This window comes from Actinomycetospora sp. CA-053990, assembly GCF_050948445.1.
In the GTDB taxonomy this organism is placed as follows: domain Bacteria; phylum Actinomycetota; class Actinomycetes; order Mycobacteriales; family Pseudonocardiaceae; genus Actinomycetospora; species Actinomycetospora callitridis.
Window position 1 is genome coordinate 139741 of record NZ_CP192043.1, and the last position, 26816, is coordinate 166556.

A 26816-nucleotide genomic window follows, 5' to 3' on the forward strand; every position below is an offset into this window, starting at 1 on the left:
CCGAGGAGATCTGACGTGGCGACCGGCCTCGACGAGACGGGCACCCGTCCGGTCCGTGACGTCCCGACCCTCGTCGACGGCGATCCGCCGCGGGTCGATCGTCGGCGGCAGTGGTCGGGGACGGCGCTCCTCGCGGCGGCCGGCGGGCTGCTCGGCGGGCTGCTGTTCCTCGTGGCCTACAAGGGCATGCCCGACGACTCCTACATCACGCTCGACTACGCCCGGAACGTCGTCGAGCACGGGCACTGGGGCCTCACGCCCTTCCGGGACGCGAACTCCGCCACCTCGCCCCTGAACGTCTGGCTGCTCGCCGGCGGCATCCTCGTCACGGGTCGCCCGGTGGTGGCCGCCGGCCTGGTGCTCGTGCTCACCACGGCGGCGATGGCGGTGTGGGCCGGTCAGCTGGCCGGGGATCTCGGCCTGCGGCGCGCCGTCGTCGGGGTCCTGACGGTCGGGCTCATCGTCTCGTCGCCGATCTTCGCCTCGGTTGTCGGGATGGAGTCGTTCCTGGTCGCGGCGCTGCTCGTGGCGGTGGTGCGCTACGCGACCGTGCGGCGGGTGGTCGCCACGGGGATCGTCACCGGCCTCGCGGTGCTCACGCGCCCGGATCTCGCCCTGCCGGCCGTCGTCCTCGTCGGGGTGCTCTTCGTGGCCGCCGCACCCCGCCAGCCGCGCAAGGCGGTGCTCGCGGTGGGCGTCGGAGCCCTGGTGACGTTGCCGTGGCACATCTGGTCGTGGTTCGTGCTCGGCAGCTTCGTGCCGGACAGCCTCATCATCAAGACCAGCGGTGCCTTCCCCGGCGGTGAGGTCTTCGGCAACGGGCCGCTCTTCATGGCCGAGCGCTGGCCGATCCCGATGCTCGTGGTCGGCCTCGTGGTCTGCGTGGGCGTCGTCGCCGTCGTGGCGTCGGCGGTCCGCTGGATCGCGGGCCGTGGCCGGCTCACCGACCGCGTCATCGTGGCGGCGGGGCTCGCCGGCGCGGTGCACTACGCCGCGTACGCGGCCATGGGCGTCTCGTCCTACATCTGGTACTACTGCCCGTCCCTGGCGCTGCTGACCCTCGCCGCGTCCCTCGGCGCCGCCGATCTCAGCCTGCGGCGCACCGGTGCCGTGGTCGCGGGGCTCGCCGTCGTCGCCGGCGTCAGCGTCGGTCACCAGACCGGCCTGGGCACGCCGTGGCCGAACCCGGCGGTGTTCGGGAACTGGGCCACCGCGTCCGACTACATCGAAGCCGGCACCCAGCTCGGCCGGGTGCTGCCCCCGGATCAGAGCGTTCTCGCGCCGGGCGAGATCGGCACCCTCGCCTTCGCCTGCCGGTGCGACATCGTCGACCAGTTCAGCGACCGTGCGCGGCTGATGTCTGTCGTCGACTCCCGGCTGGCCGCGAGCGGTCCCGTCGGGGGGTTCCTGCTGCGCCTGAACTTCCTGCACGCCGAGCGCACGCTGGTGGAGCCCCCCGACCGGATCCTGACCTACGAGACCGGTCCCGGTCCGGGCTGGCCCACCTACGTCCTCGGACGCGGCGCGGGGCACCTCGTCCTGGAGCCCTGAGGGCCCCGGGGGCTCAGCCCTCGAGGATGTAGCCGCGCCCCCGGACGGTGCGGATGCGCTCCGCGCCGAGCTTGCGGCGCAGGTAGCCGATGTACACCTCGACGATGTTCGAGGTCGGCGGGCCGCCCCACACGCGGGTCACGAGCTGCTCCTGCGACATCGCCTGACCCCGGGGATGCCGGATGAGGGCGTCGACCACGGCGTACTCGGTGCGCGAGAGGCTCACCGGCTTGCTCTCGACGAACACCTGCTCGAGCGCGGTGTCCACCATGACCTCGCCGCGGCGCAGGAACAGCTGGGCGGTGGGGCGGTCGTCGCCCAGCCGCAGACGCAGCCGCGCGAGCAGCTCCTCCATGGGGAAGGGCGTCACCAGGTAGTCGTCCTGCGTCGCGCGCAGGGTCGACACGGTGCGGTCCCGGGCCTCGGGGCTGGTCAGCGCGATGACGGGCGTGCGCGGGGCGTCGCGGTGGAGGTCGGCGAGCACCTCCACCGGCCGCAGCCCGGGCATCTCGATGTCGAGCACCACGGCGCGTGCCCCGCTGGCCCGCGCGGTCGCCCCGACGCTCCAGCTCTCACGAAGGAGTTGGGGTTCGAAGCCGTGCGACCGCAACGTCCCCACGAGGACGCTCGTTGTGCGATGGGAAGGGGCCACACACAGCACGCGGCCCCGCTCCGCGCCCGCATAACGATCAGGTCTCATCGCGGCCCAGCTTGACGCGGCGCGCGTCCGAGTTCAATCGGCGAGCGGCGAGCGGGAACGTGATGCTCACCAACGGCGCTCTCCTGAGAGCCAGGTGCGGCGAGCGGCGCACGAACTCGTCCGTTCGGCGGCATAGACCGTCCCTTCGTCGCGCTGAGCGGGCCTGCGGGCGGCGCTGAGTCACAGGTTTTCTCAGGTCCGCCCCGGCCCAGCGGTCGTGTCCCTACCGTGACCTCCCGTCGGAGCCCGGACGGCGACGCTCCCCCTCGCTGCCGCCGTCCGAGCTCCGCCGACACCAGGACACCCGTGTCCCCCGGCGTCGACCCCGGACGAGCTCCCCCGTCCCGGCGCCCCGGGCACCGTCAGGAGGTTCCCCGTGCCCCGACGCGGACGACATCGCACAACACTCCCCATGCGCATCCTCGCGATCGTGGCTGCGCTGCTGGTCACCGGCGGTGTGGTCACCGTCGCCGGCTCGGCCTTCGCCGACTCGGACTCCGGTGACTCCGGCATCCTCAGCGCCCTCTCGAGCGACGAGTCCGACTCGGGCTCCGGTGACTCCGAGGAGGGCTCGGGCGACGAGAACTCGGACGAAGGCTCCGGGACCGGTGACGGCCAGGAGTCCAACGCCCAGGACGACCAGAACGGCGGCGACAACGCCGGCGAGGACGGCCAGGGTGACGGCGGCGACGAACGCCGTGGCGACGAGAACAACGGGATGACCCAGGACGAGGGCGAGGTCGACGCCGACAACGAGGGCGCGGCCGTCGAGGCCGCCGAGGCCGCCGACCCGTTCCCGGGCCGCGACGAGGCCGCGGACGCCGACGACGGCGACTACGTCGACATCAACGACGTCGAGGCCAACGGCAACATCGGCGACGGTGGCGCCTTCTCCGGCGGGTCGTACTCCGTCGACTGCGGCGTGAGCGACCACAACAACTCCGACAACTACATGGCCGCGCCGGGCAAGCGGAACGGTGCCCAGCACGTCCACGACTACGTCGGCAACCAGAGCACGAACGCCGACTCGGACGACGATTCGCTCGAGCAGGCCGGGACGTCGTGCGTCAACGAGGACCAGTCGACCTTCTTCTGGCCGGTCCTGCGCGACACCAACGGCCAGAGCCCCGACGAGGGCGAGGACGGCGGCAGCCTCGACGGCAACCGCGGATCGATCCTCCAGCCCCGGTCCGCGCAGCTGACCTTCCGCGGTCACGGCGACGAGCAGGTCGAGCCGATGCCCACGCATCTCATGATGATCATGGGTAACGCGAAGCAGGGCGCGCAGAACGGCGAGAACGTCAACGCCAAGTACACGTGCTCCAACGCCCAGGACCGGGTCACCGAGCAGTACCCGATCTGCGGCGGGGGCGGGCGGCTGATGCGCCTGCTCGACTACCCGAGCTGCTGGGACGGCCAGAACCTCGAGTCGAAGAACTTCCGGGACCACATGGCGTTCCCGGACGACGAGGGCAACTGCTCCGACGGCTTCACGCCGATCCCGGCGCTGCGGATCACGCTGACCTACGACCAGCCCGAGGGTCGCACGTTCCAGGTCGACAGTTTCCCGAACGAGCAGCACGACCCGAAGACCGACCACTCCGACTTCGAGAACCTGGCCAGCCAGGACTCGAACGACGCGGGTGCGGCCTGCATCAACGAGGACCGGACCTGCGCGAACCTGCCGCAGTGACCGGGTAGCTCCGCACGACCCACGAGGGGCCGTCCACCGTGATCTGAACGATCACGGCGGGCGGCCCCTCGCGTTCGTGCGCCCGGCGACATACGGTCGGGGCAGGCGCCGACCGGCGCTCACGGGAGTCCGGGCCACCGGGCTGAGAGGGGACCAGGCCGCGAGACGAGCGGCAGCGGTCCCGACCGTTCGAACCTGATCCGGATCATGCCGGCGCAGGGAGGCTGCAGATGAGCACGTCGTCGTCCGTGTCCGGGCCCGCTCCCGGCGACACCGCCGCGGGCCAGGCCCCCGCCGAGGTCGCCCCCACCCTCGACGGGCCCGTGCCGAAGACCCTGGGCTTCCTCGACCAGGGCGCCTTCTGGGCCAACCTCGGGGTGAGCCTGCTCGGCTTCGCCGGAGTGCTCGCCGTCCTGGCGCCGGCGGGGGCGCCCCCGCTGACGGTCACCGCCGCGATCGTGGCGACGGTCGTCGGCACGGCGATCGGCAGCGCGATGGTCGGGCTCTCCGCGATGCCCGGTGCGGCCACCGGTGCGCCGGCGATGGTGCTGTTGCGCGGCCTGTTCGGCGGGGTGCTGTCGTGGATCCCGTCGGTGCTCAACGTCGTGCAGCTCATCGGCTGGGGCACGTTCGAGCTCGTCGTCATCGCCCAGGCCGGCACGCTCGCGCTCGGCGGGCCGACGTGGGCGTGGGTGCTGGGCGCGGGGGTCGTCACGACCGTGCTCACGTTGCGCCCGCTCGGGATGCTGCGCCTGCTCCGGCGGGTGGTGACGGTGCTCGTCGCGATCTCCGTCGCCTACCTCGCCTGGTGGCTGTTCACGCGGCCCGAGCTCGACCTCGCCTCCACCGGCGGCTCCTGGGCGGGGTTCTGGGCGGGCACCGACGCGGCGATCGCCGTCGCGGTGTCGTGGATCCCGGTGGCCTCGGACTTCTCCCGCCACTCGCGGCGCGTGTCGACGGCCTTCACGTCAGCGACCGTCGGCTACGGGGTCACCCAGATCGTGTGCTTCGTCGTTGGCCTGGCCGCGCTCGCGCTGGTCGGGGGCAACGGCGACGAGGTGTTCGCCCCGATGCTCGCCGCGCCCCTCGGGCTGGTCGCGCTGCTCGTGCTCACGGCCCGCGAGACCGACCAGTCGTTCGCGAACGTCTACTCGACCGCGGTCTCGGTGCAGAACCTCGCCCCGCGCGCCGACCGCCGGATTCTCTGCCTGGTGATCGGGACCATGATCACCGTGCTCGCCCTGGGCGTCACGATCGATGACTACGCGGTGTTCCTCGCCGTGATCGGCTCGGTCTTCGTGCCCCTGCTCGGGGTGGGTGTCGGCGATGCTCTCGTGCGCCGCGGCACCGCAGGGCCGGATGGTCGAGCTCCGCTGCGCTACGTCTCCGGCGACCTCTCCCGCTGGGCGCCGTCCCGCCCGCTGATGGTCGTGGCCTGGGTGATCGGGCTCGTGGTCTACCAGCTGATCAACCCGGGCGGCGCGCCCGTCTGGTCGGACGCCTGGACGCACCTGCGCGAGGCGATCGGGTTCGTGCCGCCGTCGTGGCTGTCCGCGTCGCTGTCGTCGTTCCTCGTCGCCGTCCTCGCGGCCGCGGTGCTGGCGCGTCTGGAGCAACGGCGCCGGACGTGACCTCCTGACGTGACATCCGCCCCGGTGACGGCGGCCGGGTCGGTCCTGTACGGCTGGAGAGCCGGACGACGACACCGACGCGCGGAGGGGGCCGAATGGCGGGTCACCTGCGCGGATGGGCGCGTGAGCTGCGCTCGCCGCTGACGCTGCTGCTGGTCGTCGCGTGCGTCGTCGGCGGGGTCTGGGCGGCCGTCGCGCTGACGCCCGACCAGGACGTGGAGGTGCTCGGGCAGCGGCTCAGCGTCGGGGCCCAGGCGCCGACGGCGACGGTGTCGGGCCCGCCGCGCATCGTCCAGATCGGCAACACCAGCCTCGACGTCCCCGACGTCGCGATCTACGGGCCGCTGCGCCCGCAGCTGACGATCGGCCCGGTGCAGCGCAACGCGACCGCGGGCGACGCCGTGGCCGCCCTCGCGCAGGGCCGCAGCCCGGCGGACGCGCTCTCGGCGATCGTCACCGGCTTCGAGCACTGGTACGGCTGGGCCACGCTGATCCTGGTCGCGGTCGTGCTCGGCATCTGCGGGCTCGTCGGCTCGCTGCGCGTGCTCGCGATGCTGCGGTTCACCGTGCGCCGCTCGGGCGCGGGCGCGCGGCCCGCCGTGGTCGCCCGGCGCCTGTCGCGGACGCTCACGCGCTCGACGGTGGTGGCGCTCGCCGCGGCCCTGGTCGTGTGGGGCGTCAGCGGCGTGCTCGCGGTGGTCGGGGCCCAGGGCCTGCGCGACGCCCGCTCGCTCACCGACCTCACCGGCGCCCACCACGTCACCCCGTCGCCGGTGGGGCCCACCGTGTCCGGGGTGCGGGGCGTCGTGATCGGGGACTCGCGGGTCGCCCGGCTCGGTGGACCGGTCGCCCCGGGCGCCTCCGCCGAGGACGTCGCGTGCGCCCGCAGCACCGACTCGCTCGCCCACCAGATCTCGACGGCGATCGGCGACGAGGTGCTCAACCTCGCCTGCTCGGGGGCGCGCATCTCCGCCGGCCTACGTGGTCCGCAGCAGGCGGGCGGCGTGGCGGTCCCGCCGCAGATCGGGCGGCTCAAGCAGGTCGAGGACCCGGCGTTCGTGGCCGTCGCCGTCGGCCCCAACGACCTGAACTGGACCGACCTCATCGGCTACTGCTATGCGGCGGCGGACTGCGCCGACAACTTCACCGCCGGCGAGTTCGGCTACCGTCTGGCGGCGTTCGACCGCGACTACGCCGACCTGCTCGCCGACCTCGCGACGCTGCCGTCGCACCCCCGCGTCGTCGTCATCACCTCCTACGACGTGCTGCGCCCCGACGCGCAGTGCGCCACCGCGCGCGGGCCGCTGCAGTACCCCGGACTCACCCCCGAGGAGATCCAGCTGCTGGCGGACCGGAACGCCGCGCTCAACCAGGTCCTGACCGCCGGCGCGCGCCGGTACGGGTTCGACGTCGTGACCCCGCCGCTGTCCCCGTTGTGCGTCCCGGACGGCGACGGCCTGGGCCCCGACCTGCAGTCGATCCAGGACCGGTACCCGTTCCACCCCACCGCCGTCGGCGAGCTGCGCCTGACGATCCCGGTGGTCGACCGCGTCGGCGTGCCCTCCCCGGTGCCGCCTCCCTGATCCCCTCCCGACCTCCCTGCGACCACCCGGCGCTCGGCTGCTTGGACCGGCCCCGAGGGGGCACTCCCTTCGCTACGTGAGCGAAGTTCCCGCCTATAGCCGGGAACTTCGCTCACGTGGACCGAAGGGAGCAACGCGCTCGTGAAGATGCGCACGCTGGGCCGGACCGGCATCAAGGTGAGCCCGTACTGCCTCGGCGCCATGATGTTCGGCGCCTGGGGCAACACCGACCACGACGACTCGATCAAGATCATTCACAGGGCGCTGGACGCCGGGATCAACTTCGTCGACACCGCCGACGTGTACGCACAGGGCGAGTCCGAGGAGATCGTCGGCAAGGCGCTGCAAGGCCGCCGCGACGACGTCGTCCTCGCGACCAAGGCGCACGCCCCGATGGGCGACGACCCGAACCACCGCGGCAACTCGCGACGGTGGCTCGTGCAGGAGGTCGAGAACTCGCTGCGCCGCCTGCAGATCGACCACCTGGACCTCTACCAGATCCACCGGCCCGACCCCGAGACCGACGTCGAGGAGACGCTCTCGGCGCTCACCGACCTCGTGCGCAGCGGCAAGGTCCGGGCGATCGGGTCGTCGACCTTCCCCGCCTCCGACATCGTCGAGGCCCAGTGGGTCGCCGAGCGGCGCGGCCTCCAGCGCTTCCGCACCGAGCAGCCCCCGTACTCGATCCTCAACCGGGGCATCGAGCGCGAGGTGCTCCCGGTCTGCCGCCGCTACGGCATGGGCACGCTCGTCTGGAGCCCGCTGGCGATGGGCATGCTCACCGGGAAGATCCGCAAAGGGCAGGAGGGCGGCACGCAGCGCTCGCAGCGCACCCCGGGCCGCTTCACCGACGAGCGCAAGCTCGACGCGGTCGAGCAGCTGATCCCGCTCGCGGAGGAGGCGGGCCTGTCGATGGTCCACATGGCGATGGCCTTCGCCGTGTCCCACCCGGCCGTCACCTCGGCGATCATCGGGCCGCGCACGATGGAGCAGCTCGACGACGTCCTCGCCGGCGCCGAGGTCACCCTCGACGACGAGGTGCTCGACCGCATCGACGAGATCGTCCCGCCCGGCGTGGACGCCAACCCCGGCGACGTCTCCTACGAGCCGCCGGCGATCGGCGAGGTGGCCCAGCGTCGCCGGCCACGCGAGGAGCGGTCGGCGGCGGGGAACTAATTCCCTTGAACGCCGAGACCGCTCGCCCGGTCACCGGGAACACTCAGAAGGATTCGGAACACTCGGAAGGGGTCTGCCGATGGGCACCGTCGCCATCGTGATCATCATCGTGGTGGTGCTGCTGGCCGTCGCCGGTGTCGCCGCCCTCGTCCTGGCGCGCAGGCGCAAGCAGCAGCAGCTCGTCGAGCAGTTCGGCCCCGAGTACGAGCGCCGGGTCGCCGAGACGGGCGACCGCAAGCAGGCCGAGCAGGAGCTGCAGCAGCGCAAGGAACGCCACGACCAGCACCAGCTCCGGCCGCTGCAGCCCGACGAGCGTGAGCGCCTGCAGGCGGACTGGCAGCAGGTCCAGCGCGGGTTCGTCGACAACCCCGGTGGTGCCGTCGAGCACGCGGACGCCCTGCTGGTGACGATCATGCGCCAGCGCGGCTACCCGGTGGAGGACGGCCAGCGCCGCACGGACGACCTCTCGGTCGCCCAGCCCCACCTCGTCGACGACTACCGGCGGGCCCAGGACGTCGTCACCTCCCACCGGCAGGGCACGGCGAGCACCGAGGACCTCCGCTACGCCTTCACGTCGTTCCGCACCCTCGTCGAGGCGATGCTGGACGACGACGGCGGCGCGGGACACGGCCAGCACGGCCAGCACGACCGGCACGACCAGCAGGGCCGGCACCAGCAGAACGGCACGACCGAGCGGATCCAGGGCTCGCCCCGGGGTGCCGGCGACCAGCAGATCGGGCACCCCGACGCCGGCACGGAACGCATCCACCAGCCGCCGCCCGCAGGAGCGCCCGGGCAGGGTGCGCCTCCCGGGGGAGCGCCCGCCCAGGGCGCGCCGCAGGGCGGTCCGGTCGGTCCGGGCCGGCCACCGTCGGCGCCTCCCGCGCCCGGCGGACCCGACGGACACCAGGAGCGCAGGGCATGAGCCACCCCGAACAGGGTCGAACCACCGAGCGTCCGGCAGGTCAGGAGCGCCCGGGCGGGTACGACGAGGACCCGCGGCAGAGCCGGCAGGCCGGTGACCCCTACGGCGATCCGTACGGCGACCCGGCCGGCGGTCAGCACGGCGCGGAGCACGGCGGTTTCGCCGAGCGTCACGGCGGCGCCCCCCAGGGCCAGCCCGGTGGGCAGCAGCCCGGCGGCCAGTACGGCGGTGACCAGTACGGCGGCCAGCAGTACGGCGGCCAGTACGGCGGTCAGCCCGGCCAGGACCAGTACGGCGGTCAGCAGCCCGGCCAGTACGGCGGTGACCAGTACGGGGGTGACCAGTACGGCGGTGACCAGTACGGCGGGCAGCAGGCCGGCGCGTACGGCGGCCAGCCCGGCGACCCGTACGGGCAGCAGGCCGGCCAGGCGGGCCAGGTTCCCGGCCAGCAGTACGGCCCGGGGCAGGCGGGGCCGGGCGACCAGGTCGGGCAGGCACCGGGCGGTGTCGGCCCGGGTGGTGTCGGCCCGGGTGGTGTCGGCCCGGGCGGCCCCGGTGCCGGTCAGCCGACGCCGGGTCAGCCCGGCCAGGGCGACCCGTACGGGGCCGGCGGTCAGCAGCACGGTGACCAGCACGGCGCGTACCCCGGACCGCCCGACCGCGGCGCCGGCGCCCCCGGCGAGCCGGCGGGCGCGCAGGGTGGTCACGGCGTCGGGAACGGTGCCGGCCACGGTGCGGGAGACGGCGCCGAGGGCGGCAACACGATCATCGACCCGCAGCGCGCGGGGCAGTGGCGCTCCCAGTGGGAGGACGTCCGGATGATGTTCGTCGACCGTCCGCAGGACGCGGTGGCCAGGGCGGACGGGCTGGTCGGGGAGGTGCTCGAGGAGCTCTCGCGCACGTTCACCGAGCAGCGCAGCGCCCTGGACCCGAACTCCCTCGGCGGCGAGCCGTCGACCGAGGAGATGCGCCGTGCCGTGCAGCGCTACCGGGAGTTCTTCGACCGGCTGCTGACCCTCTAGGTCGCCGCTACGGTGCGCCGATGGTCTCCACCCCGGACTTCGGACGCACCCTCGACCGCCTCAAGCCCGTCGTCGGTGCGGTGACGAAGGCGCACATCGCGCTCTATCGCCGCACCGGCGGCCGGCTCGGGCACTCGATCCCGGGCATGCCGACGATGCTCCTGCTCGACCACGTCGGGGCGCGCAGCGGCCGGCTCCGGACGACGCCGCTGCTCTACTTCGTCGACCCGGAGCACCCCGACGACCTGGTGGTCGTCGCGTCGTACGGCGGCCACCCGCGCCACCCCGCCTGGTTCCACAACCTTAGGGCGCACCCGGACACGACCGTCCAGGTGCGCGACGAGGTCCGGCCGGTGCACGCGCGGGTGGCCACCGACGCCGAGCGCGCGCGCCTCTGGCCCGCGGCGACCGCGACCTACTCGCCGTACACGGGCTACCAGCAGCGGGCCGACGAGGTCGGGCGGACGATCCCGTTCGTGATCCTGACGCGACGGAGTTAGCGCAACCGCACGTGGTCCGGGGTCAGGTCCTTGACCGACGACACCCCGAGCAGCGCCATCGTCCGGCGGATCTCGGCCGTGAGGATCGTCGCGAGGTGGTCGACGCCCTGCTCGCCGCCGGCCATGAGCGCGTAGAGGTACGCGCGGCCGACCAGGCAGCCCGAGGCTCCGAGCGCGACGGCGGCGACGATGTCGGCGCCCGACATGATCCCGGTGTCCAGCAGGACCTCGGCCTCCCCGCCGACCTCGGCCACCACCGACGGCAGCGTCTCGAGGGGGACGGGCGCGCGGTCGAGCTGCCGCCCGCCGTGGTTCGACACGATCACCGCGTCGGCGCCGGCGTCGACCACCCGCCGGGCGTCCTCGGCGGTCTGTACGCCCTTCACCACGAGCGGTCCGTTCCACGTGGATCGGAGCCAGGTGAGGTCGTCGAGGGTCAGCGCCGGGTCGAACATCGAGTCGATGAGCTCGGCGACCGTGCCCTCCCACGACGTCAGGGCCGCGAACTCGAGCGGGTCGGTGGTGAGGACGTTCGCCCACCAGTGCGGGTGGCGCGCCATGTCGAACAGGGTGCGCGCGGTGAGGGCCGGCGGGATGGTGAGCCCGTTGTAGGCGTCGCGCAGGCGGGCCCCGCCGACCGGGGTGTCCACGGTCAGCATGATCGCCTCGTTGCCGGCCTCCGCCGCCCGGCGCACGACCTCCTCGCTCGCGGCCCGGTCGCGCCAGAGGTAGAGCTGGAACCAGCGCCGGGTGTGCGGAGCGGCCGCGGCCAGGGCCGCCGGCGACGTCGTACCCATCGTCGAGAGGGTGTGCGGCACCCCGATGCGCCCGGCAACGCGCGCCACGGCCGGCTCGCCGGCGTGGTGCATCATCCGGGTGAACCCGGTGGGGGCGAAGGCGAAGGGCAGCGCCGACGGGCCGCCGAGCAGGGTCGTCGAGGTGTCGATGTGCGAGACGTCGCGCAGCACCGAGGGCCGGAACTCGAGCGCGGCGAACGCCTCCCGCGCCCGGTTCAGCGAGCGCTCGCCCTCGGCGGCGCCGTCGGTGTAGTCGAACACCGCCCGCGGCGTGCGGCGCCGGGCGATCTCCCGCAGGTCGCCGACGGTGTGCGCCCGCGCGAGGCGGCGGCGCGTCGGGTCGGGATCGGGCCGGGCCAGGCGCAGGAGGGGCCGCAGCTCCGACGGGCGGGGCAGCCGCCGCGGGGTGCGGACGCGGAGCGGTCGCTCCTCGGAGGTCGTCATCCGTCCTCGTTCCTCGTCGCGGCGATCGGGTCGTCCCCTACCGAACGACGCCGGGGGCGGCACGTCAAGCGCGCGGGGATGGTCCCCCCGTGGCGAGGGCCGGTGCGGTACAACCGACCCGGACTCCGCCGGGACCGGTGGAGGGTGTCGGGAGAGGACGAAGGTCGTGAGCTACCCGCAGCGCTCGTGGGACGACGGTGACGTCGAGGTCATCGGCAGCCGGCTGTGGGCCGGCGGGGTCGCCACGGCCGTGGTCGCCGCCGGGATCGCCATCGTGGGCGTGCTCATCCTCACGAACGTCTTCGACCTCGGCATCCAGACCGCGCAGCGCAGCGGCGCGCTGGTCGACAACGCGATCACGATCATCCCGGTCTGCGCGGCGATCGCGGCGCTCGCCGGCACGGCCCTGCTGCACCTGCTGCTGCTGACCACGCCCCGCCCGGCCACGTTCTTCTCGGCGATCGTGCTGCTGGTGCTCGTGGTCCTGCTGCTGCAGGTCTTCCTCGCCCGCGGCGGCGTCGTCGACCACATCGCCACCGCGATCCTCTATGCGGCGATCGGGCTGGCGATCATCTCGATGCTCTCGGGCGTCTCGCGCACGGCGGTGCGGCCCGTGAGCGCCGGCGGTTGGGGCGGACGGCAGTACGACGGCCGCTACGACCAGCGCTACGGCTCCTACGACCAGCAGCAGCAGCGTCCGGGCCCGTACGCGGGCGGGGACCAGCGCACGACCCGCTACGACCCGCGCGGCGGGCAGGGGGGCGGCGGCGCCGGCTGGTAGGCCGATCGGCCTCTCACCTGCCTCCGTTGCGCCCGGTAGCGGCGCCCGGACCTGCCGTGACGTTGATTCTATTGACGCCACTTCGCTTGACCCTCCGTGCGCGCCCTGACGACCCTGGAGGGGCGTGATGCTCTACGCGGGTGATCCCTCCTGCCCGCGTCCAGCTCCGTCGCCCCAGGTGGGGCGACTACGGGACGAGAGGTCGGCGATGTCACCCACGGCGGTCAACGGTTCGAGCACGAGCCGCGAGCACGAGGTCACCGGACGCACCCCGGTCACGCCACACGGCACGGCGCCCGGCCCGGGCCACCCCGTCGACCTCCAGGCCGCGCGGGCGGCCCTGCGGCTGGCCCTCCCCGAGCCCGGCAGCAAGTTCAGCCAGGACGACGAGTGGTGCGTCGTGGCCGAGCCGGACGGCTCGTGGGCCGAGTACCGGTTCCACGACTACGACCGCATCTTCGGCGTCCGCGGGCTGTACGAGAAGATCTTCTACGACGTGCTGGGCTGCGACTCGCCGCGCTTCATGGTGGGCCTGCTCAACGACGCCCTGGCGTCCTCCGACGTCCCGGCCGGGTCGCTGCGCGTGCTGGACCTCGGCGCGGGCAACGGGATCATGGCCGAGGAGCTCGCCGCCGTCGGCGTCGAGCACTCCGTCGGTGTCGACATCCTCCCCGAGGCCCGCGACGCGGCCGAGCGCGACCGTCCCGGCCTCTACGCCGGGTACCACGTCACCGACCTCACGGCGCTGCCCGCGTCGGAGCGCGAGGCCCTGGCCGCCCACGGGCTGAACACCCTCACGGTGGTGGCGGCCCTCGGCTTCGGCGACATCCCGCCGGCCGCGTTCCGCACCGCCTACGACCTCATCGCGCCGGACGGGTGGGTCGTCATGACGATCAAGGACGCGTTCCTGGAGGAGACCGACACCTCCGGCTTCGGCGGCATGATCGGCGAGTCGATCCGGTCGGGCGCCCTGGAGGTCGTCCGCCGGGAGCGTTTCCAGCACCGCCTGGCCACCGACAGCAGCCCGCTGCTCTACGAGGGGATCGTCGCGCGCAAGCGCGGACCGCTCGCGGGGTGAGGCCCGCAGGGTGGGGCTCCCGGCGTGAGCCTGGCCTCCGACCCGTCGGTAACCGTGTGATCCAGGTCCCAGACGGGCACACTTCTCCCTGGAGCGCGCCAGTACGGCGCGCTCCGGGAGTCGACGTGGAGGTCCCCCTCGCATGACCGTGGAGTCGCACCGCAATCGCCCGGCGACGGTGCCGGGTGCCACCATCGACGTGGCCACCACGCTGGAGTCGCTGCTGCCGGCCGATCTGCTGGCCGAGGCCGACCCCGCCCTGTGGGGACGCACCGTCGTGCAGGTGGCCCAGGGCCTGGCGACCCACCCGGCCGACGTCGGCCGGGTGGTGGCCGCGCACGCCGCCCTGACCGCCCGCATCGGCACGGCGGCCGTCGCCCGGGCGCTCGGCTCGACGGCCGACGGGCCGGTGCCGGTGGAGAAGGACGGCCGCTTCCGTGACACCACCTGGGAGGAGAACCCCGTCTACTGGGGGCTCCGCCAGGAATACCTCGCGCTGGTGGCGACGCTGCACGACCTCGTCGACGCCGCCGGGCTCGACGACTCCTCCCGCGAGCGGGCCGGCCTGCTCGCCGACGTGCTGGGCAGCGTCCTCTCGCCCACCAACCTGCTCCCCGGCAACCCGGCCGCCCTCAAGCGGGCGTTCGAGACCGGCGGCTCGAGCGTGCTGTCGGGCTTCCGCCAGATGCTCGACGACCTCGCGACCAACCAGGGCCGCCCCCAGCAGGTCGACCGGACGAACCTGCGGGTCGGCCAGGAGCTCGCCGCGACGCCGGGCAAGGTCGTCTACCGCAACCGGCTCATGGAGCTCATCCAGTTCGAGCCGCAGACCGACGAGGTCCACGAGATCCCGATCCTCGTGAGCCCGCCGTGGATCAACAAGTACTACGTCATGGATCTCGCGCCGGGTCGCAGCTTCCTCGAGTGGGCCGTCCAGCACGGCCACACGGTCTTCGTCATCAGCTACCGCGACCCCGACGAGTCCATGGCCGAGACGGGCCTCGACGACTACCTCGAGCTCGGCGACCTGGCCGCGATGGACGTCGTCCAGGAGATCACCGGGGCGGACAAGGTCAACCTCGTCGGGCTCTGCCTCGGCGGGCTGATGGCCACGATCGCCACCGCGATGCTCCACTCCCGGGGCCAGGGCGACCGCGTCAACTCGCTGACGCTGCAGAACACCCTGCTCGACTACTCCGACCCCGGACCCGTCGCGAGCTTCGTCGACCCGGAGATCGTCGAGCGGCTCGAGCGCAAGATGGCGAAGACCGGCTACCTGCCGGCCGACTCGATGGCCGGCACCTTCGACCTGCTGCGCGCCAACGACCTGATCTTCAACTACGTCGGGCCGAACTGGCTCGAGGGCAAGACGCCGCCGGCGTTCGACATCCTCGCCTGGAACAACGACTCCACGCGCATGCCCGCGAAGATGCACGCCTTCTACCTGCGGCACTTCTACCTGGAGAACGAGCTGGCACGCGGCGAGCTCGAGCTGCTCGGCGAGCACCTGTCGCTGAAGTCGGTCACGAACGACACGTTCATCGTCGGGGCCGTGAACGACCACATCGCGCCGTGGCGCACGTCGTTCACCTCGACCGGCCTGCTGGGCGGCGACGTCACGTTCACCCTGTCCAACGGCGGGCACATCGCCGGGGTCGTCAACCCGCCCGGGAAGAAGGCCAAGCACTGGATCGGCACGGTCGGCGGCGAGTCCGCGCCGGATGCCGACACCTGGCTGCAGCGGGCGAGCGAGGTCGCGGGCTCCTGGTGGGAGCCGTGGCGCGACTGGATCGGCGAGCGCGCCGGCGGCATGCGCACCCCGCCGCCCACCGGCTCGGACGCCCACCCGCCGCTGGGCGACGCGCCGGGCTCGTACGTCCTCGGCACCGCCTGATCCCGGTCGCCCGCGCGTTTCGCCCGGTCAAGGCTGGGTAACGCGAGGCCCCCCGCACCCGATCGTCGGTTGACGGACCTCGCCGAGGCCGCCACGGTGTTGCGTAGAGCGCATTTCACTCCTCGCTCTGCGCAACACGTCGCTCCGTCGCCGCCCTGAGGGTGTGGGGGACCATGAACCGTCACGCGTCCGTCGTCCTGCGTCGGAAGGTGGACGAGGCCGTGGGGCCGGGGTACGACCCCGTGTTCCTGCGTCTCGACCTCCTGCTCGCCGGCCGGGAGGCGCGGTGCCCGTGCACGTCCTGCTCCTCCCGGACGGCCGAGGCACGCGAGCGGCTCCTCGCGTCGCTCCCGCCGCTCTGAATCGCGGGAATCGCCGTCCCACGTGTGGCCGGTGCCACCGCGCCGGGACTCGCGACGGTGGGTGCTTGGTAAACTGAGCGCTGTCACCGACGACGCGGAGGAATCCACCATGGCCACCCCGACCGCCGACGAGGCCCGCGACCAGGCCCTCGACGTGATCGCCCAGGCCCAGGAGGCAGGGATCCGGTTCGCCGGCTCCGTCGCCGAGAGCTGGACCGCCGTACTGCGCGGCATCCCCGGCGTCGGCAGCGTCCTCGGCGCCGACACGTCCGGCACCCCGTCCGGCAACTCCTTCGGCAATTCGTTCGGCAACTCCTTCGGCGGGGCCCTCGGCTCCGCCGGCGTGCCGCACACCGCCGTGGAGGCCGTCGACCGCTTCTACGACACCGGCGTACAGCTCCTCGAGGCGCAGCGCTCCGCCGCGCACCATGTGCTCGGCGCCATGGGGCCCGCGCTGCGGCCGCTGACGCTCGTCACGCCGCCCGCCGCGCGCCGCTGACCGAGGTGTCGCACCCGGGCGGGCCCTGGGAGGACCACCGCCGCGCGCTCGGCGGGTTCATCCGGAGCCAGCGCAAGCTCGCCCGCCTCTCGTTGCGGCAGCTCTCGGCCCTCAGCAACATCTCGAACCCCTACCTCAGTCAGGTCGAGCGGGGGCTCCACGAACCGTCCGTGCGCGTGCTGCACTCGATCGCGGAGGCCCTCGACATCTCGGCCGAGACCCTGCTGCTGCAGGCGGGCCTGGTGCGTGAGCAGGCCGGTGGGCACCCCACGTCCGGCGACGACGGTGCGCCGTCGTCGACCGAGCGGGCGATCCGCGCCGATTCCCGGCTCTCGGACGCCCAGAAGGAGGCCCTGATCTCCGTGTACCGCAGCTACGTCACCGGCTCACCCGACGGGAGGTCGACATCGTGAGCGCCCTCCTGGTCTCGGACCCCGAGCCGTCCCCCCGTCCCGCGCCCGACGACCACCACGACCGCACCGTCCTCGGGCACCGCGTGCACGTCGCGCACCGCCCCGGGGCGCCCGGGCGCCTGCCGCTGGTGCTGGTCAACGGGATCGGCGCGAGCCTCGAGCTGTTCGACCCGCTCGTCGAGGCGCTGGACCCCGAGCGGCCCGTCGTGCGCTTCGACGTCCCGGGCATCGGCGGCTCGCCGCTGCCGTGGGTGCCCCTGCCGATGGCGGGGCTCGCCATGCTCGTGCGCGGTCTGCTCGACGACCTCGGCTACGGCAAGGCCGACATCCTCGGCCTGTCGTGGGGCGGCGGGATCGCCCAGCAGTTCGCGCTGCAGCACCCCGACCGCACCGCGCGGCTCGCGCTGGTGAGCACGGGGACGGGCGCGATGATGGTGCCCGCACGCCTCACCGTGCTGGCGAAGATGCTCACGCCCCGGCGCTACAACGACCAGTCCTACCGGCGCGAGGCCGGCGCGGAGATCTACCAGGGCGAGTCCCAGGCGGCCGTCGACGCGGTGTTCTCCCGCGTGCACCCGGTCATGTTCCGCGCGTACCTCTTCCAGCTCATGGCCCTCATGAGCTGGACGAGCCTGCCGGTGCTGCCGTTCATCGGGGCGCCGACGCTGGTGCTCGCGGGCCGTCGTGACCCGGTCATCCCCGTGGTCAACGCCCACGTCATGGGCGCGCTGATCCCCCGCGGCACCGTGCACCTCCACGAGGGCGGGCACCTCGGCCTGCTCACCCGGCCCGACGAGCTCGGGCGCGTGGTGGAGGAGTTCCTGGACGCCTAACCTCCGGGCCATGACGACGGTCGACTGGCGGACCTGGGTTCCCGGGCGGCTGGCGTACCCGGAGGTGCCGGTCGGCGCGCTGCTCGACGGCGCCGCCCGGCGCTACGGCGACCGCGTGGCGTTCCGGCACCACGACCGCACGCTGACCTTCACCGGGCTGTGGCGCGCGGCCAGCGGATTCGCCCACCACCTGCACGCCCGCGGGGTGGTGCCCGGCGACGTCGTCGGCGTGCACCTGCCCAACGTGCTCGCCTTCCCGGTCGCCTACTACGGGATCCTGCTGGCGGGGGCCACTTTCACGCCGGTCAGCCCGCAGCTGCCGCCCGACGGCGTGGCCGCCCAGCTCGCGGACGCGGGGGCGGTCGCCGTCGTCGGGCTGGCCGACGTGGGCGCGGGCGTCCCCCTGATCGCGACCGACGGGGTCGGGTTCGACGGCGTGAACGGGGCCGAGGCACCGCCCGTGGTCGACGTCGACCCCACCGTCGCCCGCGCCCACCTGGCCTACACCGGCGGCACGACCGGCAGCCCCAAGGGCGTCGTGCTCACGCACGCGAACGTGGTCACCAACGTCCTGCAGTACGCCTGCCACGGCAGCGGGTCGCGTCCGGTCCCCGGGGTCGGCGGCGAGGTGGGGCTCGAGCAGATCGGGCCGGCGGAGGAGTGGCCGATCCGCCTCGGTGAGGGCACCGGGATCGCCGTGGCCCCGTGGTTCCACGCGATGGGCACGATCGGCGGCATCGGCGTCGCCGTGGTGTCCGGGGCGACGAGCATCGTCCACGAGCGCTTCGACCCGGTCCGCTTCCTGGCCGACGTCGAGACCCACCGGGCGACGACGATCTCGGGTGCCCCGCCGCTCTTCCACGCCCTGCTCGCGCACCCGGAGGCGGCGCAGCGCGACCTCACGTCGGTGCGGACGGTGACGTCCGGGGCCGCGCCGATGCCGCTCGCGCTGGCCCGGCGGATCGCCGAGCGCATGCCCGAGGCGGTGATCGTCGAGGGCTACGGGATGACCGAGGCGACGATGGGTCTCACGATCGGCGCCACCGCGCGATCGGCGCACCGCCGGGTCGGCACGGTCGGCGTCCCGGTGCCGGACACCGAGATCCGTATCGGGTCGCCGGAGGCGCCGGCCGGAGTGGGCGAGGCCGGCGAGGTGTGGGCACGCGGCCCGCAGGTGATGGTCGGCTACCTCGACCGGCCGGAGGCCACCGCGGAGACGCTGGTCGACGGCTGGCTGCGGACCGGTGACATCGGCGTGGTCGGTGAGGACGGCCAGCTCGAGATCGTCGACCGGGCCAAGGACATGCTGCTCTACAAGGGCTACAACGTGTATCCCCGCGAGCTGGAGGAGCTGCTGGCGGCCCGCCCCGAGGTCGCGGCGGCGGCGGTCGTGGGACGGGCGGACGCGGCGGTCGGCGAGGAGCCCGTCGCCGTGATCGTCCCGGCGCCGGGCCACGACCCCACCGCGGAGCTGGGCGCGGCCCTCGCCGCGGCCCTGGACGAGCAGGTCGCGCCCTACAAGCGCCTGCGCGCGGTGCACGCCGTCGACGCGCTGCCCGTCTCGGCCGCCGGCAAGGTGCTCAAGCGGGACCTGCGGGACGCCCTGACCGGGGGATCCGCCCCGCTCGGCGGACCGATCTGGACGCGCACCACGGGCTAGAGTGGTGGCGTGGCCAAGATTCGCATCGTGCGCGCCGCCGACGGGCGGCAGTGGATGGTGCGCCAGAAGCTGGAGTGGACCGACCCCGCCACAGGGGAGGACTTCGAGCACGACATGCAGGGCGGCCAGCTCGCGGCCATCGGCATCGTCTCGATCATGGGTCTGCTCTGGGTCGCGCTCCTGGCCTGGTGGTTCACCGGCAGCCAGGGTGTCGTCGTCCCGATCTGGGTGTGGCTGATCCTGCTGATCGTGGCCGGGTTCTTCCCGGGCCGCTGGGTGCTGCGCCGGCCCCGCACGCTCGTCGCCGAGACGCCGGGCGGCGCCGACGGCTCCGCACCCGAACGTTGGGTGGGGTGGGTGCGCGGCACGGCCGCCGCGCGCGAGGAGATGACCGCGACCATCCGGAGCCTCGAGACCCGGGCGACGCCCGCCTACGCGGACAGTCCCCTGCAGCCGGTCAGTTGAGCTGACATGCCGGAGCTTCCCGAGGTCGAGGCCCTCGCCGAGCACCTGCGCACGCACGCGCTCGCCCGCCCCGTGGCGCGCACGGACCTCGCGAGCATGACCGTCCTCAAGACCTTCGACCCGCCGCTGTCGGCGCTCACCGGACGGCTGGTCACCGGGGCGGCACGGCACGGGAAGTTCCTGGACCTCGAGCTCGACGGGCTCCACCTCGTCGTGCACCTCTCGCGTGCCGGGTGGCTGCGCTGGCACGACCAGGCGTCGGCCACCCCGCCGAAGCCGGGCAAGGGGCCGCTGGAGTTCCGCGTGCACCTGGAGAAGGTCGGCGGGCCCGGCTTCGACCTCACCGAGGCGGGCACGCAGAAGCGCCTGGCCGTGTACATCGTCGAGGACCCGATGCAGGTCCCGGGCGTGGCCAAGCTCGGCCCGGACGCGCTCTCGCTCGACCGCGCGTCGTTCGGGGAGCTGCTCGCCGGGCGCTCCGAGCGGCTCAAGACCCTCATCGTCGACCAGCAGGTGCTCGCCGGGATCGGCAACGCCTACTCCGACGAGATCCTGCACGTCGCGAAGCTGTCGCCGTTCGCGTCGGCGGGCAAGCTCGACGCCGACGCGGTCGACCGGCTGCACGCCGCGATGGTCGGCGTGCTGTCCGAGGCGGTGGAGCGCGCCGTCGGTCAGGACGCCGCGCGTCTGAAGGGCGAGAAGCGCTCCGGGATGCGGGTGCACGCGCGCACCGGGCTGCCGTGCCCCGTGTGCGGCGACACCGTCCGCGAGGTCTCGTACGCCGAACGGTCCTTCCAGTACTGCCCCACATGCCAGACGCAGGGTCGCGCGTTGGCGGACCGCCGGCTGTCCCGTCTGGTCAAATAGCCCCGTGCCCGCCTGGCTGACCGATCCGCGCGTGGTCGCCGCCGTCGTGGTGGCGATCGCGCTGGTGGTCGCGGTGCTGGTCTACCGCCGCGTGAAGCGGCGCAACCAGTTCGCGTCGCCGCTGGAGCGCGCGACGTTCTCCACGCTGCACACCGTCTCGCTGGCCGCGCCCGCGCTGCGCGAGGGCCTGTCGGAGGGGTCGGCGCAGTTCGCCGTGCCCTACCTGCGCACGCTGCTCGACACCGAGGCGCTGTCGATGACGGGCTCGGACTGCGTGCCCCTGGCCTGGGACGGCGAGGCCGAGCACCACAGCCTGGACGTGCGCCAGTACGCCGAGAAGGTCATGCGCACGGGGCGCCAGCAGGTGGCCAGCCGCAAGGACATCGAGTGCGGCTCCCAGGACTGCCCGGTGCGCGGGATCGTCGTCGTGCCCCTCGAGGTCGACGGCAACGTCGCCGGCACGCTCGCCGCGGTCAGCGCGGACACCCCGGGGCCGGTGCTGCTGCGCGCCTCGGCGGAGGTCGCGCGCTACGTCTCCAGCCAGCTCGAGCTCGCCGACCTCGACGAGTCCCGCGCCCGCCTCAACCGCGCCGAGGTCCGGGCGCTGCGCGCGCAGATCTCGCCGCACTTCATCTACAACGCGCTCAACACGGTGGCCTCGTTCATCCGCACCGACCCCGAGCGCGCCCGTGAGCTGCTCATGGAGTTCGCGGACTTCACCCGCTACTCGTTCCGGCAGGCCGGCGAGTACACGACGCTGGCCGACGAGCTCAAGAACATCGACCGCTACCTGGCGCTCGAGCACGCCCGGTTCGGCAACCGGCTCACGGTCAAGGTGCAGGTCGCGCCCGAGGTGCTCTCGGTGGTCCTGCCGTTCCTGGCGCTGCAGCCGCTGGTCGAGAACGCGGTGCGCCACGGGCTCTCGGGCAAGCCGGGCGGCGGCACCGTCACGCTCACCGCCGAGGACTCCGGCGCCGAGTGCACGATCATCGTCGAGGACGACGGCGTCGGCATGGACCCGCAGGCGCTCAAGGAGGAGAACCGCGACGCGCACCTCTCCGGCGCCCACGTCGGCCTCGGCAACGTGGACGACCGCATGCGCTCGGCCTTCGGCCCCGACTACGGCCTGATCGTCGAGACCGAGCGCGGCGCGGGGACGAAGATCATCCTGCGCGTGCCGAAGTTCCGGGCCGGCGTCCGCGTGTAGCTCGGCGCCGGTGATCACGGGCCACCCGTTCGGCGCCGATAGTCTCGGGTCATGGAATTGCGGTTCGGCTCGGCCCTGTCCTCGGTCCTGCCCGGTCCCCTCGCGGCCGCCACCGGCACGCGCACGGTGAGCGTCGTACGCCTGCAGGGCGTGATCGCCGCGGCCAGCGGGCCGGTGCCGAGGTCGCTCATCAACATCAACGCGGTCGAGGACGCCCTCAAGCGGGCGTTCACCGCGGAGCGCGCCGAGGCCGTCGCCCTGGTGATCAACTCGCCGGGCGGTGCGGCCACGCAGTCCGCCCTGGTGGCCGACCGCATCCGCGGCCTCGCCGAGGAGCACCAGATGCCGGTGCTGGCGTTCTGCGAGGACGTCGCGGCGTCCGGCGGGTACTGGCTGGCCTGCGCCGCCGACGAGATCTACGCGCACCCGACCTCGCTGGTCGGCTCGATCGGCGTCGTGTCCGGCGGCTTCGGGCTGCAGGGGCTGATCGAGCGCTTCGGCATCGAGCGTCGCCTGCACACCGCAGGGCAGAACAAGGCACGCCTCGACCCGTTCCAGCCCGAGAAGGCCGAGGACGTCGAGTGGCTGCTCGGCATGCAGGGCGAGCTGCACGAGATGTTCATCGACTGGGTGCGCTCGCGGCGCGGTGCGGCACTGCAGGAGAACGGCGACCTGTTCACCGGCGAGGTGTGGACGGGGAAGCGCGCGCTGGAGCTCGGGCTGATCGACGAGCTCGGCACCGCCCGCGACGTCCTCGCCCGCCGATTCCCCGACGCCGAGCCCGTCACGGTCGAGCCCCGCAAGCCGCTCCTGGCGCGCCTCGGCCTGGGCGGCGTCCTCGGGCCCGCCGCGGCCCCGGCGACCGCGCTGGACCCGGTCGGCACGGCCCTCGAGTGGTTCGAGCACCGAGCCCTCTGGAGCCGGTTCGGGCTCTGATTCACTCCCCTCCGTCGTCCGGTCGGATCTAGGCTCCCGGGTCCGGACGTCGTGAGCTCACCGCTGCGGGAGGTGGTGGACCGTGCCGGTCCCCGACGTCCCGTGGGGTGGGCGTGACACCTCGGCGCTGAGCCACGAGCTCATCCACCGCTGGATCCACGACGGCGCCGACCCCACGGCCCTCGACTCCGCGCGCCGGCGCCACGCCGCCCGCGGCGAGGAGCTGCGGGCCGCGGCGCAGCGGCTCCAGCGGGCGCACGGCGAGCTGGGGGCCTCCTGGCGCGGGCGGGACGCCGACGCCGCCACGCAGCACGTGCGCACGCTGGTGGCCCGCATGAGCCGGCTCGGGGACGCCGTCACCGGGCAGGCCGGCAGCCTCCAGGGCGTGCGTGACGCCCTCGCGCGCGTCCAGTCGCTCGTCGGGCCGCCCCGTCCACCCGCGCTGCCGGTCCTCGGCGCCTCGCCGGCCACGCCGGGCCTGGCGGGCGCGCTGACGGGCGGAGGGCCGCCGGACGGGTTCGGGGCCTTCCAGGCTGCGCAGGCCGAGGAGCGGGCCGCTCAGGGCGCGTACCGCGCCTACCTGGAGCAGACCGGCCTCGCCGCCCGCGGCGCCCCGTCGGCCGTCGACGGGCTCGCGGGACGGCCGTCGACGGCCGCGCCCGGCATCCCGGCGCCCGCCCGCGGGCTCCCGGCCGGTCCCGAGGGGGCGGGGTCGGGGCGGCCCGGCGTCCTCGCGCGCGCTGCGGGGCCTGCCGGCCCGGCCGGCGGGGCTCCGCGGGTGGGGGGCGCAGGGGGCGCGGGGCCGGGTGGCGGTCCCGGGGGCGGGGTCGGCGCGCCCGCGGGGCGTGGCGGTGTCGTGCCGGGCGGTGGGGCGGGAGGCCCGGGTGCCGGTACGCGGCCGGGGCCGGTGGGTCGGCTCGTGTCGCGGCTGCTGGGAGGTCCGGAGCCGAGTGGTGCGGGTGCCGGCGGTGCTCCGGGCCGTGCCGCCGGACCGGCACGCCGCCCGGGCGCGCCGCCCGGGACGACGCGGGCCCGATGCCGGGTCCGGTCTCGGCCCCCGGCACCGTCCCCGCGACCGGCGCACGAGGCCCGGCGGGAGCCGCCGGCCCGACACCCGCCGACCGCCTCACCGGCGGCGTCGGGGGCGGCGTCGCAGGACGCGGCAGTGACCCGCGGGAGCGACGTGGCGGGCGCGGCCCCGTCGACCCCGCCTCGACCACCGAGACACCGGAGCAGACCCCGCCGTCCACCGACCGTCCCGACCGCGCCGGACCGCCCGCGGGCACGGGGGCGACGGTCGACCCCCGGCCGACCCCCGGCAGACCCCGGCACCCCGCCCGCCGGGGGTCACGGTCCCGGCCACACCCCCGCACCGGGCCCCGACGACGCCCCGGCGGTCCCCCCGGTCACCGGCACGGGCCCGGCCACCGGTCGGGCGCGCGGGTCCGGCGTCCGCCACCCCGAGTACCTCGTCGACGCCGACCCCTGGCGCGATCCCGCCGACGACCCCGACGACCGCCGCCTGGTCACGCCACCGGTGCTCGGGGAGCAGGACGACCGGTGAGCGGACTCGTCCTCGACCGCCACGAGCTGCTGTGGGTCCTCGAGCAGTGCGGGGCCGGGTGGCCCTACCCGCTGCGCCCGGCGTACTGGTCCGCGGAGACCGACGCCGAGGTCCGGCGCCACCGCGAGGCCACCGAGAACGCCCTGCGCGCCCGGGGCCTGCTCGAGCCGGGGCCCGCGCGCGTCCTGCTCGACGCGGGTACCGCCGTCGCGTGGTGGGTGCTCGCCGTCGACCTCGTGCGCCGCGACGCGACCGCGCCCCGGGCGGCAGTGGCGCTCACCGACGGGCGCACCGCGGCCCTGCTGGACTCGCCCGAGCACGCGCAGGCGCCGGTGCGCGTGACGCCGTGCCCGCCCGACGGGCTCGCCGAGGCGCTGTTCGGTCTGGTCCCGCCCGTACCGCCGGGCGCCGGACCGCCCGTGCCGGTGCCCGCGGGCACCGTGCCCGCCGACCTGCCGTCGACCGCGCGGGCGATGCGTGCCCGGGACGCCGCCGAGGACCTGCTCGCGCTCGTCACGGCCGTCACGCAGGTCGGGGTGGCCGATCGGCGTGACGGCACGCCCCGGCGCGTCTCCGAGCCGCTGTGCTGGCTCGACGGTCCCCGTGGCCGGCACGTCCTGCGCTCGTCACCGCCCGGGGCCGCCGCGCGTCCGCCGGTGCTCGTTCCGGCAACCGGCGGACAACTGCTCTCCGACGTCCGTACCGTGCTGGCCGACGCGGTCGTGCCGCGCCCGCCGGGAAGGAGCACCGCATGAGCGCACCCCAGCCGCCTCCCGGCGGCGACGGTGGCACCGGCGGAGGTGAGGCCGCGATGCGGCCGGACGAGGCACGGGCGTTCGCGGGGAAGGTCGACGCGCTCGAACAGGGCGTCACCGAGGCACAGGCCGCGCTCGACGGCCTCGGGGCCGAGTCGCTGGCCGTCGGTTCGGGGGAGGACAACGCGGCCATCGCCGCCTGGTACCGCGAGCTCGTGACGTCGGACACGGTGCCGGCGGCACGCACCCTCGCGGCCGAGCTCGACGCGCTACGACGCGCCGTGCGCGAGAGCGCCGCCGCGTGGGAGCACACGGATGCCGGAGCCGCGGCCACCTACCGCCCCGAGCCCGGGTCGACCTGAGCCCGTGAGGGCCCATGGACGCCCGTGCGCCCCCGTCGGATCGTTCGGGTGGCGCAGCGACGCACCCCCGAACGGGTGGTCCCGCTCGGCGACACACCGGAGGATCCCCCGCTCGCCCTGCACGAGGGGTGGGGCACGGAAGGGTGGCGAGCCGATCGGGTCCTATCGTGGACGTGCGAACCTCGGCTGGGCAGGATGGCGACGCAGTGAACACGAGTGAGAACGACGGCCTCGTAGTACTCGCCGTCGACGACGAAGAGCCGGCTCTCATGGAGCTGGCGTACCTGCTCGAGCAGGACCAGCGGGTCGGCACCGTCCTACGGGCGTCCGACGCGATCGCGGCCCTGCGCATCCTCACGGGCGGCGACCGTGTCGACCTGGGCGGGTTCGGGGGTGGCACGCCCCCGACCGGACTCCCGGCGCCGGCCAAGCAGTCGGACGTCGACGTCCTGTTCCTCGACATCCGCATGCCGGGCCTCGACGGTCTCGAGCTCGCGAACGTCCTGTCGCGGTACGTCATCCCGCCGTCGGTGGTCTTCGTGACGGCGCACGACGACCGTGCGGTCGAGGCCTTCGACGTCGGCGCGGTCGACTACCTGCTCAAGCCGCTGCGTCCCGAGCGCCTCTACGCCTCGCTGTCGCGGATCCTGTCCTCGCGCGGTACCACCGTGCCGGTCGAGCCCGCCGCCGACGAGGAGGGCGACGACGAGGTGATCCCCGTCGAGCTCGCCGGCACCACGAAGCTGGTGCAGCGCTCGACGGTGCGCTGGGTGGAGGCGCAGGGCGACTACGCGCGCCTGCACACCACCGAGGGCAGCCACCTCGTCCGCATCCCGCTGTCGGTGCTCGAGGAGCGCTGGTCGGACGCCGGCTTCGTGCGCATCCACCGCTCGTACCTCGTGGCGCTGCCGCTGATCACCGAGCTGCGGCTCGCAGGCTCCGGGTACGTCGTGCGCCTAGGCAGCGGCGGGGACGTCGCCGAGCTGCCCGTGAGCCGGCGCCACACGCGCGAGCTCAAGGACCGTCTCGTCCGCTCGACGAAACAGGCCTGGGGCCGACGGTGAGCTCCCCCGGCGGCTCGGCGCGGGCCTCGGGGCCCGATCCGGGCATCGCCGGGG

General features: G+C 74.2%; 26 protein-coding genes and 1 riboswitch. Of the genes, 24 read left to right on the forward strand and 2 right to left on the reverse strand.

Translation table 11 applies throughout. The annotated features are described in order from the left end of the window. The first annotated feature begins 15 nt into the window (after positions 1–15). Positions 16–1551, forward strand: coding sequence for an ArnT family glycosyltransferase (locus ACQPYN_RS00695; protein ID WP_433032066.1), 1536 nt, complete (start codon positions 16–18; stop codon positions 1549–1551). Positions 1552–1564: 13 nt separating this feature from the next. Here the strand turns inward: ACQPYN_RS00695 and ACQPYN_RS00700 are convergent, their stop codons facing one another. After that, complete coding sequence (locus ACQPYN_RS00700; RefSeq protein ID WP_274187338.1) at positions 1565–2251, reverse strand: response regulator transcription factor; 687 nt, start codon at positions 2249–2251, stop codon at positions 1565–1567. A 412-nt stretch (positions 2252–2663) separates the two neighbouring features. On the opposite strand from ACQPYN_RS00700, the gene ACQPYN_RS00705 reads away from it, so the two are divergent. The 7 genes from ACQPYN_RS00705 (at position 2664) to ACQPYN_RS00735 (ending at position 10781) form a co-directional block, all read left to right on the forward strand. After that, complete coding sequence (locus tag ACQPYN_RS00705; RefSeq protein WP_433032070.1) at positions 2664–3944, forward strand: DUF1996 domain-containing protein; 1281 nt, start codon at positions 2664–2666, stop codon at positions 3942–3944. 111 nt (positions 3945–4055) lie between these two features. After that, a riboswitch (TPP riboswitch) is annotated at positions 4056–4183 on the forward strand. Continuing rightward, positions 4175–5575, forward strand: coding sequence for a purine-cytosine permease family protein (locus ACQPYN_RS00710; protein WP_433032073.1), 1401 nt, complete (start codon positions 4175–4177; stop codon positions 5573–5575). It overlaps the preceding riboswitch by 9 nt. 95 nt (positions 5576–5670) lie before the next feature. Continuing rightward, positions 5671–7158 carry a GDSL-type esterase/lipase family protein gene (locus tag ACQPYN_RS00715; protein WP_433032076.1) on the forward strand — a complete coding sequence of 496 codons (1488 nt, stop codon included), beginning with the start codon at positions 5671–5673 and terminating at the stop codon, positions 7156–7158. 141 nt (positions 7159–7299) lie between these two features. Continuing rightward, the gene (locus ACQPYN_RS00720) at positions 7300–8334 is read left to right on the forward strand and encodes an aldo/keto reductase (protein WP_433032079.1); all 1035 of its coding nucleotides are present in this window, start codon (positions 7300–7302) and stop codon (positions 8332–8334) included. Between the two features lie 79 nt (positions 8335–8413). Next, the gene (locus tag ACQPYN_RS00725; RefSeq protein ID WP_433032082.1) at positions 8414–9259 is read left to right on the forward strand and encodes a hypothetical protein; all 846 of its coding nucleotides are present in this window, start codon (positions 8414–8416) and stop codon (positions 9257–9259) included. Then, positions 9256–10281, forward strand: a complete 1026-nt coding sequence (locus ACQPYN_RS00730) for a hypothetical protein (RefSeq protein WP_433032085.1) — start codon at positions 9256–9258, stop codon at positions 10279–10281. The genes ACQPYN_RS00725 and ACQPYN_RS00730 overlap by 4 nt, the downstream gene beginning before the upstream one ends. Positions 10282–10301: 20 nt before the next feature. Further along, positions 10302–10781 carry a nitroreductase family deazaflavin-dependent oxidoreductase gene (locus ACQPYN_RS00735; RefSeq protein ID WP_433032088.1) on the forward strand — a complete coding sequence of 160 codons (480 nt, stop codon included), beginning with the start codon at positions 10302–10304 and terminating at the stop codon, positions 10779–10781. Here ACQPYN_RS00735 and ACQPYN_RS00740 read toward each other — a convergent pair. After that, positions 10778–12022, reverse strand: coding sequence for an alpha-hydroxy acid oxidase (locus ACQPYN_RS00740; RefSeq protein ID WP_433032091.1), 1245 nt, complete (start codon positions 12020–12022; stop codon positions 10778–10780). The genes ACQPYN_RS00735 and ACQPYN_RS00740 overlap by 4 nt on opposite strands. 166 nt (positions 12023–12188) lie before the next feature. Here ACQPYN_RS00740 and ACQPYN_RS00745 point away from each other — a divergent pair, with 166 nt between their 5' ends. The 16 genes from ACQPYN_RS00745 (at position 12189) to ACQPYN_RS00820 (ending at position 26762) form a co-directional block, all read left to right on the forward strand. Further along, the gene (locus ACQPYN_RS00745; protein ID WP_433032093.1) at positions 12189–12803 is read left to right on the forward strand and encodes a hypothetical protein; all 615 of its coding nucleotides are present in this window, start codon (positions 12189–12191) and stop codon (positions 12801–12803) included. Positions 12804–13011: 208 nt separating this feature from the next. Then, on the forward strand, positions 13012–13881 hold the full coding sequence (locus ACQPYN_RS00750; protein ID WP_433032096.1) for a class I SAM-dependent DNA methyltransferase: 870 nt from the start codon (positions 13012–13014) through the stop codon (positions 13879–13881). Positions 13882–14023: 142 nt separating this feature from the next. Beyond that, positions 14024–15775: a PHA/PHB synthase family protein gene (locus ACQPYN_RS00755; RefSeq protein ID WP_433032099.1), complete on the forward strand. Its 1752-nt coding sequence runs from the start codon at positions 14024–14026 to the stop codon at positions 15773–15775. A 173-nt stretch (positions 15776–15948) separates the two neighbouring features. After that, positions 15949–16137, forward strand: coding sequence for a hypothetical protein (locus ACQPYN_RS00760; protein ID WP_433032102.1), 189 nt, complete (start codon positions 15949–15951; stop codon positions 16135–16137). A 109-nt stretch (positions 16138–16246) separates the two neighbouring features. Continuing rightward, the gene (locus ACQPYN_RS00765) at positions 16247–16636 is read left to right on the forward strand and encodes a hypothetical protein (RefSeq protein WP_433032105.1); all 390 of its coding nucleotides are present in this window, start codon (positions 16247–16249) and stop codon (positions 16634–16636) included. 5 nt (positions 16637–16641) lie between these two features. Continuing rightward, positions 16642–17049, forward strand: coding sequence for a helix-turn-helix domain-containing protein (locus tag ACQPYN_RS00770; protein WP_274187324.1), 408 nt, complete (start codon positions 16642–16644; stop codon positions 17047–17049). Continuing rightward, the gene (locus tag ACQPYN_RS00775; protein WP_433032109.1) at positions 17046–17882 is read left to right on the forward strand and encodes an alpha/beta fold hydrolase; all 837 of its coding nucleotides are present in this window, start codon (positions 17046–17048) and stop codon (positions 17880–17882) included. Before ACQPYN_RS00770 ends, ACQPYN_RS00775 begins: the two co-directional genes overlap by 4 nt. Before the next feature lie 10 nt (positions 17883–17892). After that, on the forward strand, positions 17893–19542 hold the full coding sequence (locus ACQPYN_RS00780) for a class I adenylate-forming enzyme family protein (protein WP_433032112.1): 1650 nt from the start codon (positions 17893–17895) through the stop codon (positions 19540–19542). Between the two features lie 9 nt (positions 19543–19551). Further along, positions 19552–20007 carry a hypothetical protein gene (locus ACQPYN_RS00785; protein WP_433032115.1) on the forward strand — a complete coding sequence of 152 codons (456 nt, stop codon included), beginning with the start codon at positions 19552–19554 and terminating at the stop codon, positions 20005–20007. A 6-nt stretch (positions 20008–20013) separates the two neighbouring features. Continuing rightward, on the forward strand, positions 20014–20874 hold the full coding sequence (locus ACQPYN_RS00790) for an Fpg/Nei family DNA glycosylase (protein WP_433032118.1): 861 nt from the start codon (positions 20014–20016) through the stop codon (positions 20872–20874). Positions 20875–20878: 4 nt separating this feature from the next. After that, positions 20879–22081 carry a histidine kinase gene (locus ACQPYN_RS00795; protein WP_274196884.1) on the forward strand — a complete coding sequence of 401 codons (1203 nt, stop codon included), beginning with the start codon at positions 20879–20881 and terminating at the stop codon, positions 22079–22081. Positions 22082–22132: 51 nt separating this feature from the next. Next, complete coding sequence (locus ACQPYN_RS00800) at positions 22133–23017, forward strand: S49 family peptidase (protein WP_433032122.1); 885 nt, start codon at positions 22133–22135, stop codon at positions 23015–23017. 82 nt (positions 23018–23099) lie between these two features. After that, the gene (locus tag ACQPYN_RS00805; RefSeq protein ID WP_433032125.1) at positions 23100–24581 is read left to right on the forward strand and encodes a hypothetical protein; all 1482 of its coding nucleotides are present in this window, start codon (positions 23100–23102) and stop codon (positions 24579–24581) included. Beyond that, positions 24578–25336, forward strand: coding sequence for an ESX secretion-associated protein EspG (locus ACQPYN_RS00810; protein ID WP_433032128.1), 759 nt, complete (start codon positions 24578–24580; stop codon positions 25334–25336). The genes ACQPYN_RS00805 and ACQPYN_RS00810 overlap by 4 nt, the downstream gene beginning before the upstream one ends. Beyond that, positions 25333–25698 (forward strand): hypothetical protein, encoded by a 366-nt coding sequence (locus tag ACQPYN_RS00815; RefSeq protein ID WP_433032131.1) that lies wholly within the window; start codon positions 25333–25335, stop codon positions 25696–25698. Before ACQPYN_RS00810 ends, ACQPYN_RS00815 begins: the two co-directional genes overlap by 4 nt. A 206-nt stretch (positions 25699–25904) precedes the next feature. Then, complete coding sequence (locus ACQPYN_RS00820) at positions 25905–26762, forward strand: LytR/AlgR family response regulator transcription factor (RefSeq protein ID WP_274187314.1); 858 nt, start codon at positions 25905–25907, stop codon at positions 26760–26762. Positions 26763–26816 lie beyond the last annotated feature (54 nt).

Excerpts from the sequence above, each read along its gene's own strand:
- ACQPYN_RS00790 (WP_433032118.1), top strand. The coding sequence starts at position 20,014 with ATGCCGGAGCTTCCCGAGGTCGAGGCCCTCGCCGAGCACCTGCGCACG.
- ACQPYN_RS00755 (WP_433032099.1), top strand. The coding sequence starts at position 14,024 with ATGACCGTGGAGTCGCACCGCAATCGCCCGGCGACGGTGCCGGGTGCC.
- ACQPYN_RS00710 (WP_433032073.1), top strand. The coding sequence starts at position 4,175 with ATGAGCACGTCGTCGTCCGTGTCCGGGCCCGCTCCCGGCGACACCGCC.
- ACQPYN_RS00815 (WP_433032131.1), top strand. The coding sequence starts at position 25,333 with ATGAGCGCACCCCAGCCGCCTCCCGGCGGCGACGGTGGCACCGGCGGA.
- ACQPYN_RS00730 (WP_433032085.1), top strand. The coding sequence starts at position 9,256 with ATGAGCCACCCCGAACAGGGTCGAACCACCGAGCGTCCGGCAGGTCAG.
- ACQPYN_RS00765 (WP_433032105.1), top strand. The coding sequence starts at position 16,247 with ATGGCCACCCCGACCGCCGACGAGGCCCGCGACCAGGCCCTCGACGTG.
- ACQPYN_RS00740 (WP_433032091.1), bottom strand. The coding sequence starts at position 12,022 with ATGACGACCTCCGAGGAGCGACCGCTCCGCGTCCGCACCCCGCGGCGG.
- ACQPYN_RS00715 (WP_433032076.1), top strand. The coding sequence starts at position 5,671 with ATGGCGGGTCACCTGCGCGGATGGGCGCGTGAGCTGCGCTCGCCGCTG.
- ACQPYN_RS00705 (WP_433032070.1), top strand. The coding sequence starts at position 2,664 with ATGCGCATCCTCGCGATCGTGGCTGCGCTGCTGGTCACCGGCGGTGTG.
- ACQPYN_RS00800 (WP_433032122.1), top strand. The coding sequence starts at position 22,133 with ATGGAATTGCGGTTCGGCTCGGCCCTGTCCTCGGTCCTGCCCGGTCCC.
- ACQPYN_RS00780 (WP_433032112.1), top strand. The coding sequence starts at position 17,893 with ATGACGACGGTCGACTGGCGGACCTGGGTTCCCGGGCGGCTGGCGTAC.
- ACQPYN_RS00735 (WP_433032088.1), top strand. The coding sequence starts at position 10,302 with ATGGTCTCCACCCCGGACTTCGGACGCACCCTCGACCGCCTCAAGCCC.
- ACQPYN_RS00760 (WP_433032102.1), top strand. The coding sequence starts at position 15,949 with ATGAACCGTCACGCGTCCGTCGTCCTGCGTCGGAAGGTGGACGAGGCC.
- ACQPYN_RS00700 (WP_274187338.1), bottom strand. The coding sequence starts at position 2,251 with ATGAGACCTGATCGTTATGCGGGCGCGGAGCGGGGCCGCGTGCTGTGT.
- ACQPYN_RS00725 (WP_433032082.1), top strand. The coding sequence starts at position 8,414 with ATGGGCACCGTCGCCATCGTGATCATCATCGTGGTGGTGCTGCTGGCC.
- ACQPYN_RS00750 (WP_433032096.1), top strand. The coding sequence starts at position 13,012 with ATGTCACCCACGGCGGTCAACGGTTCGAGCACGAGCCGCGAGCACGAG.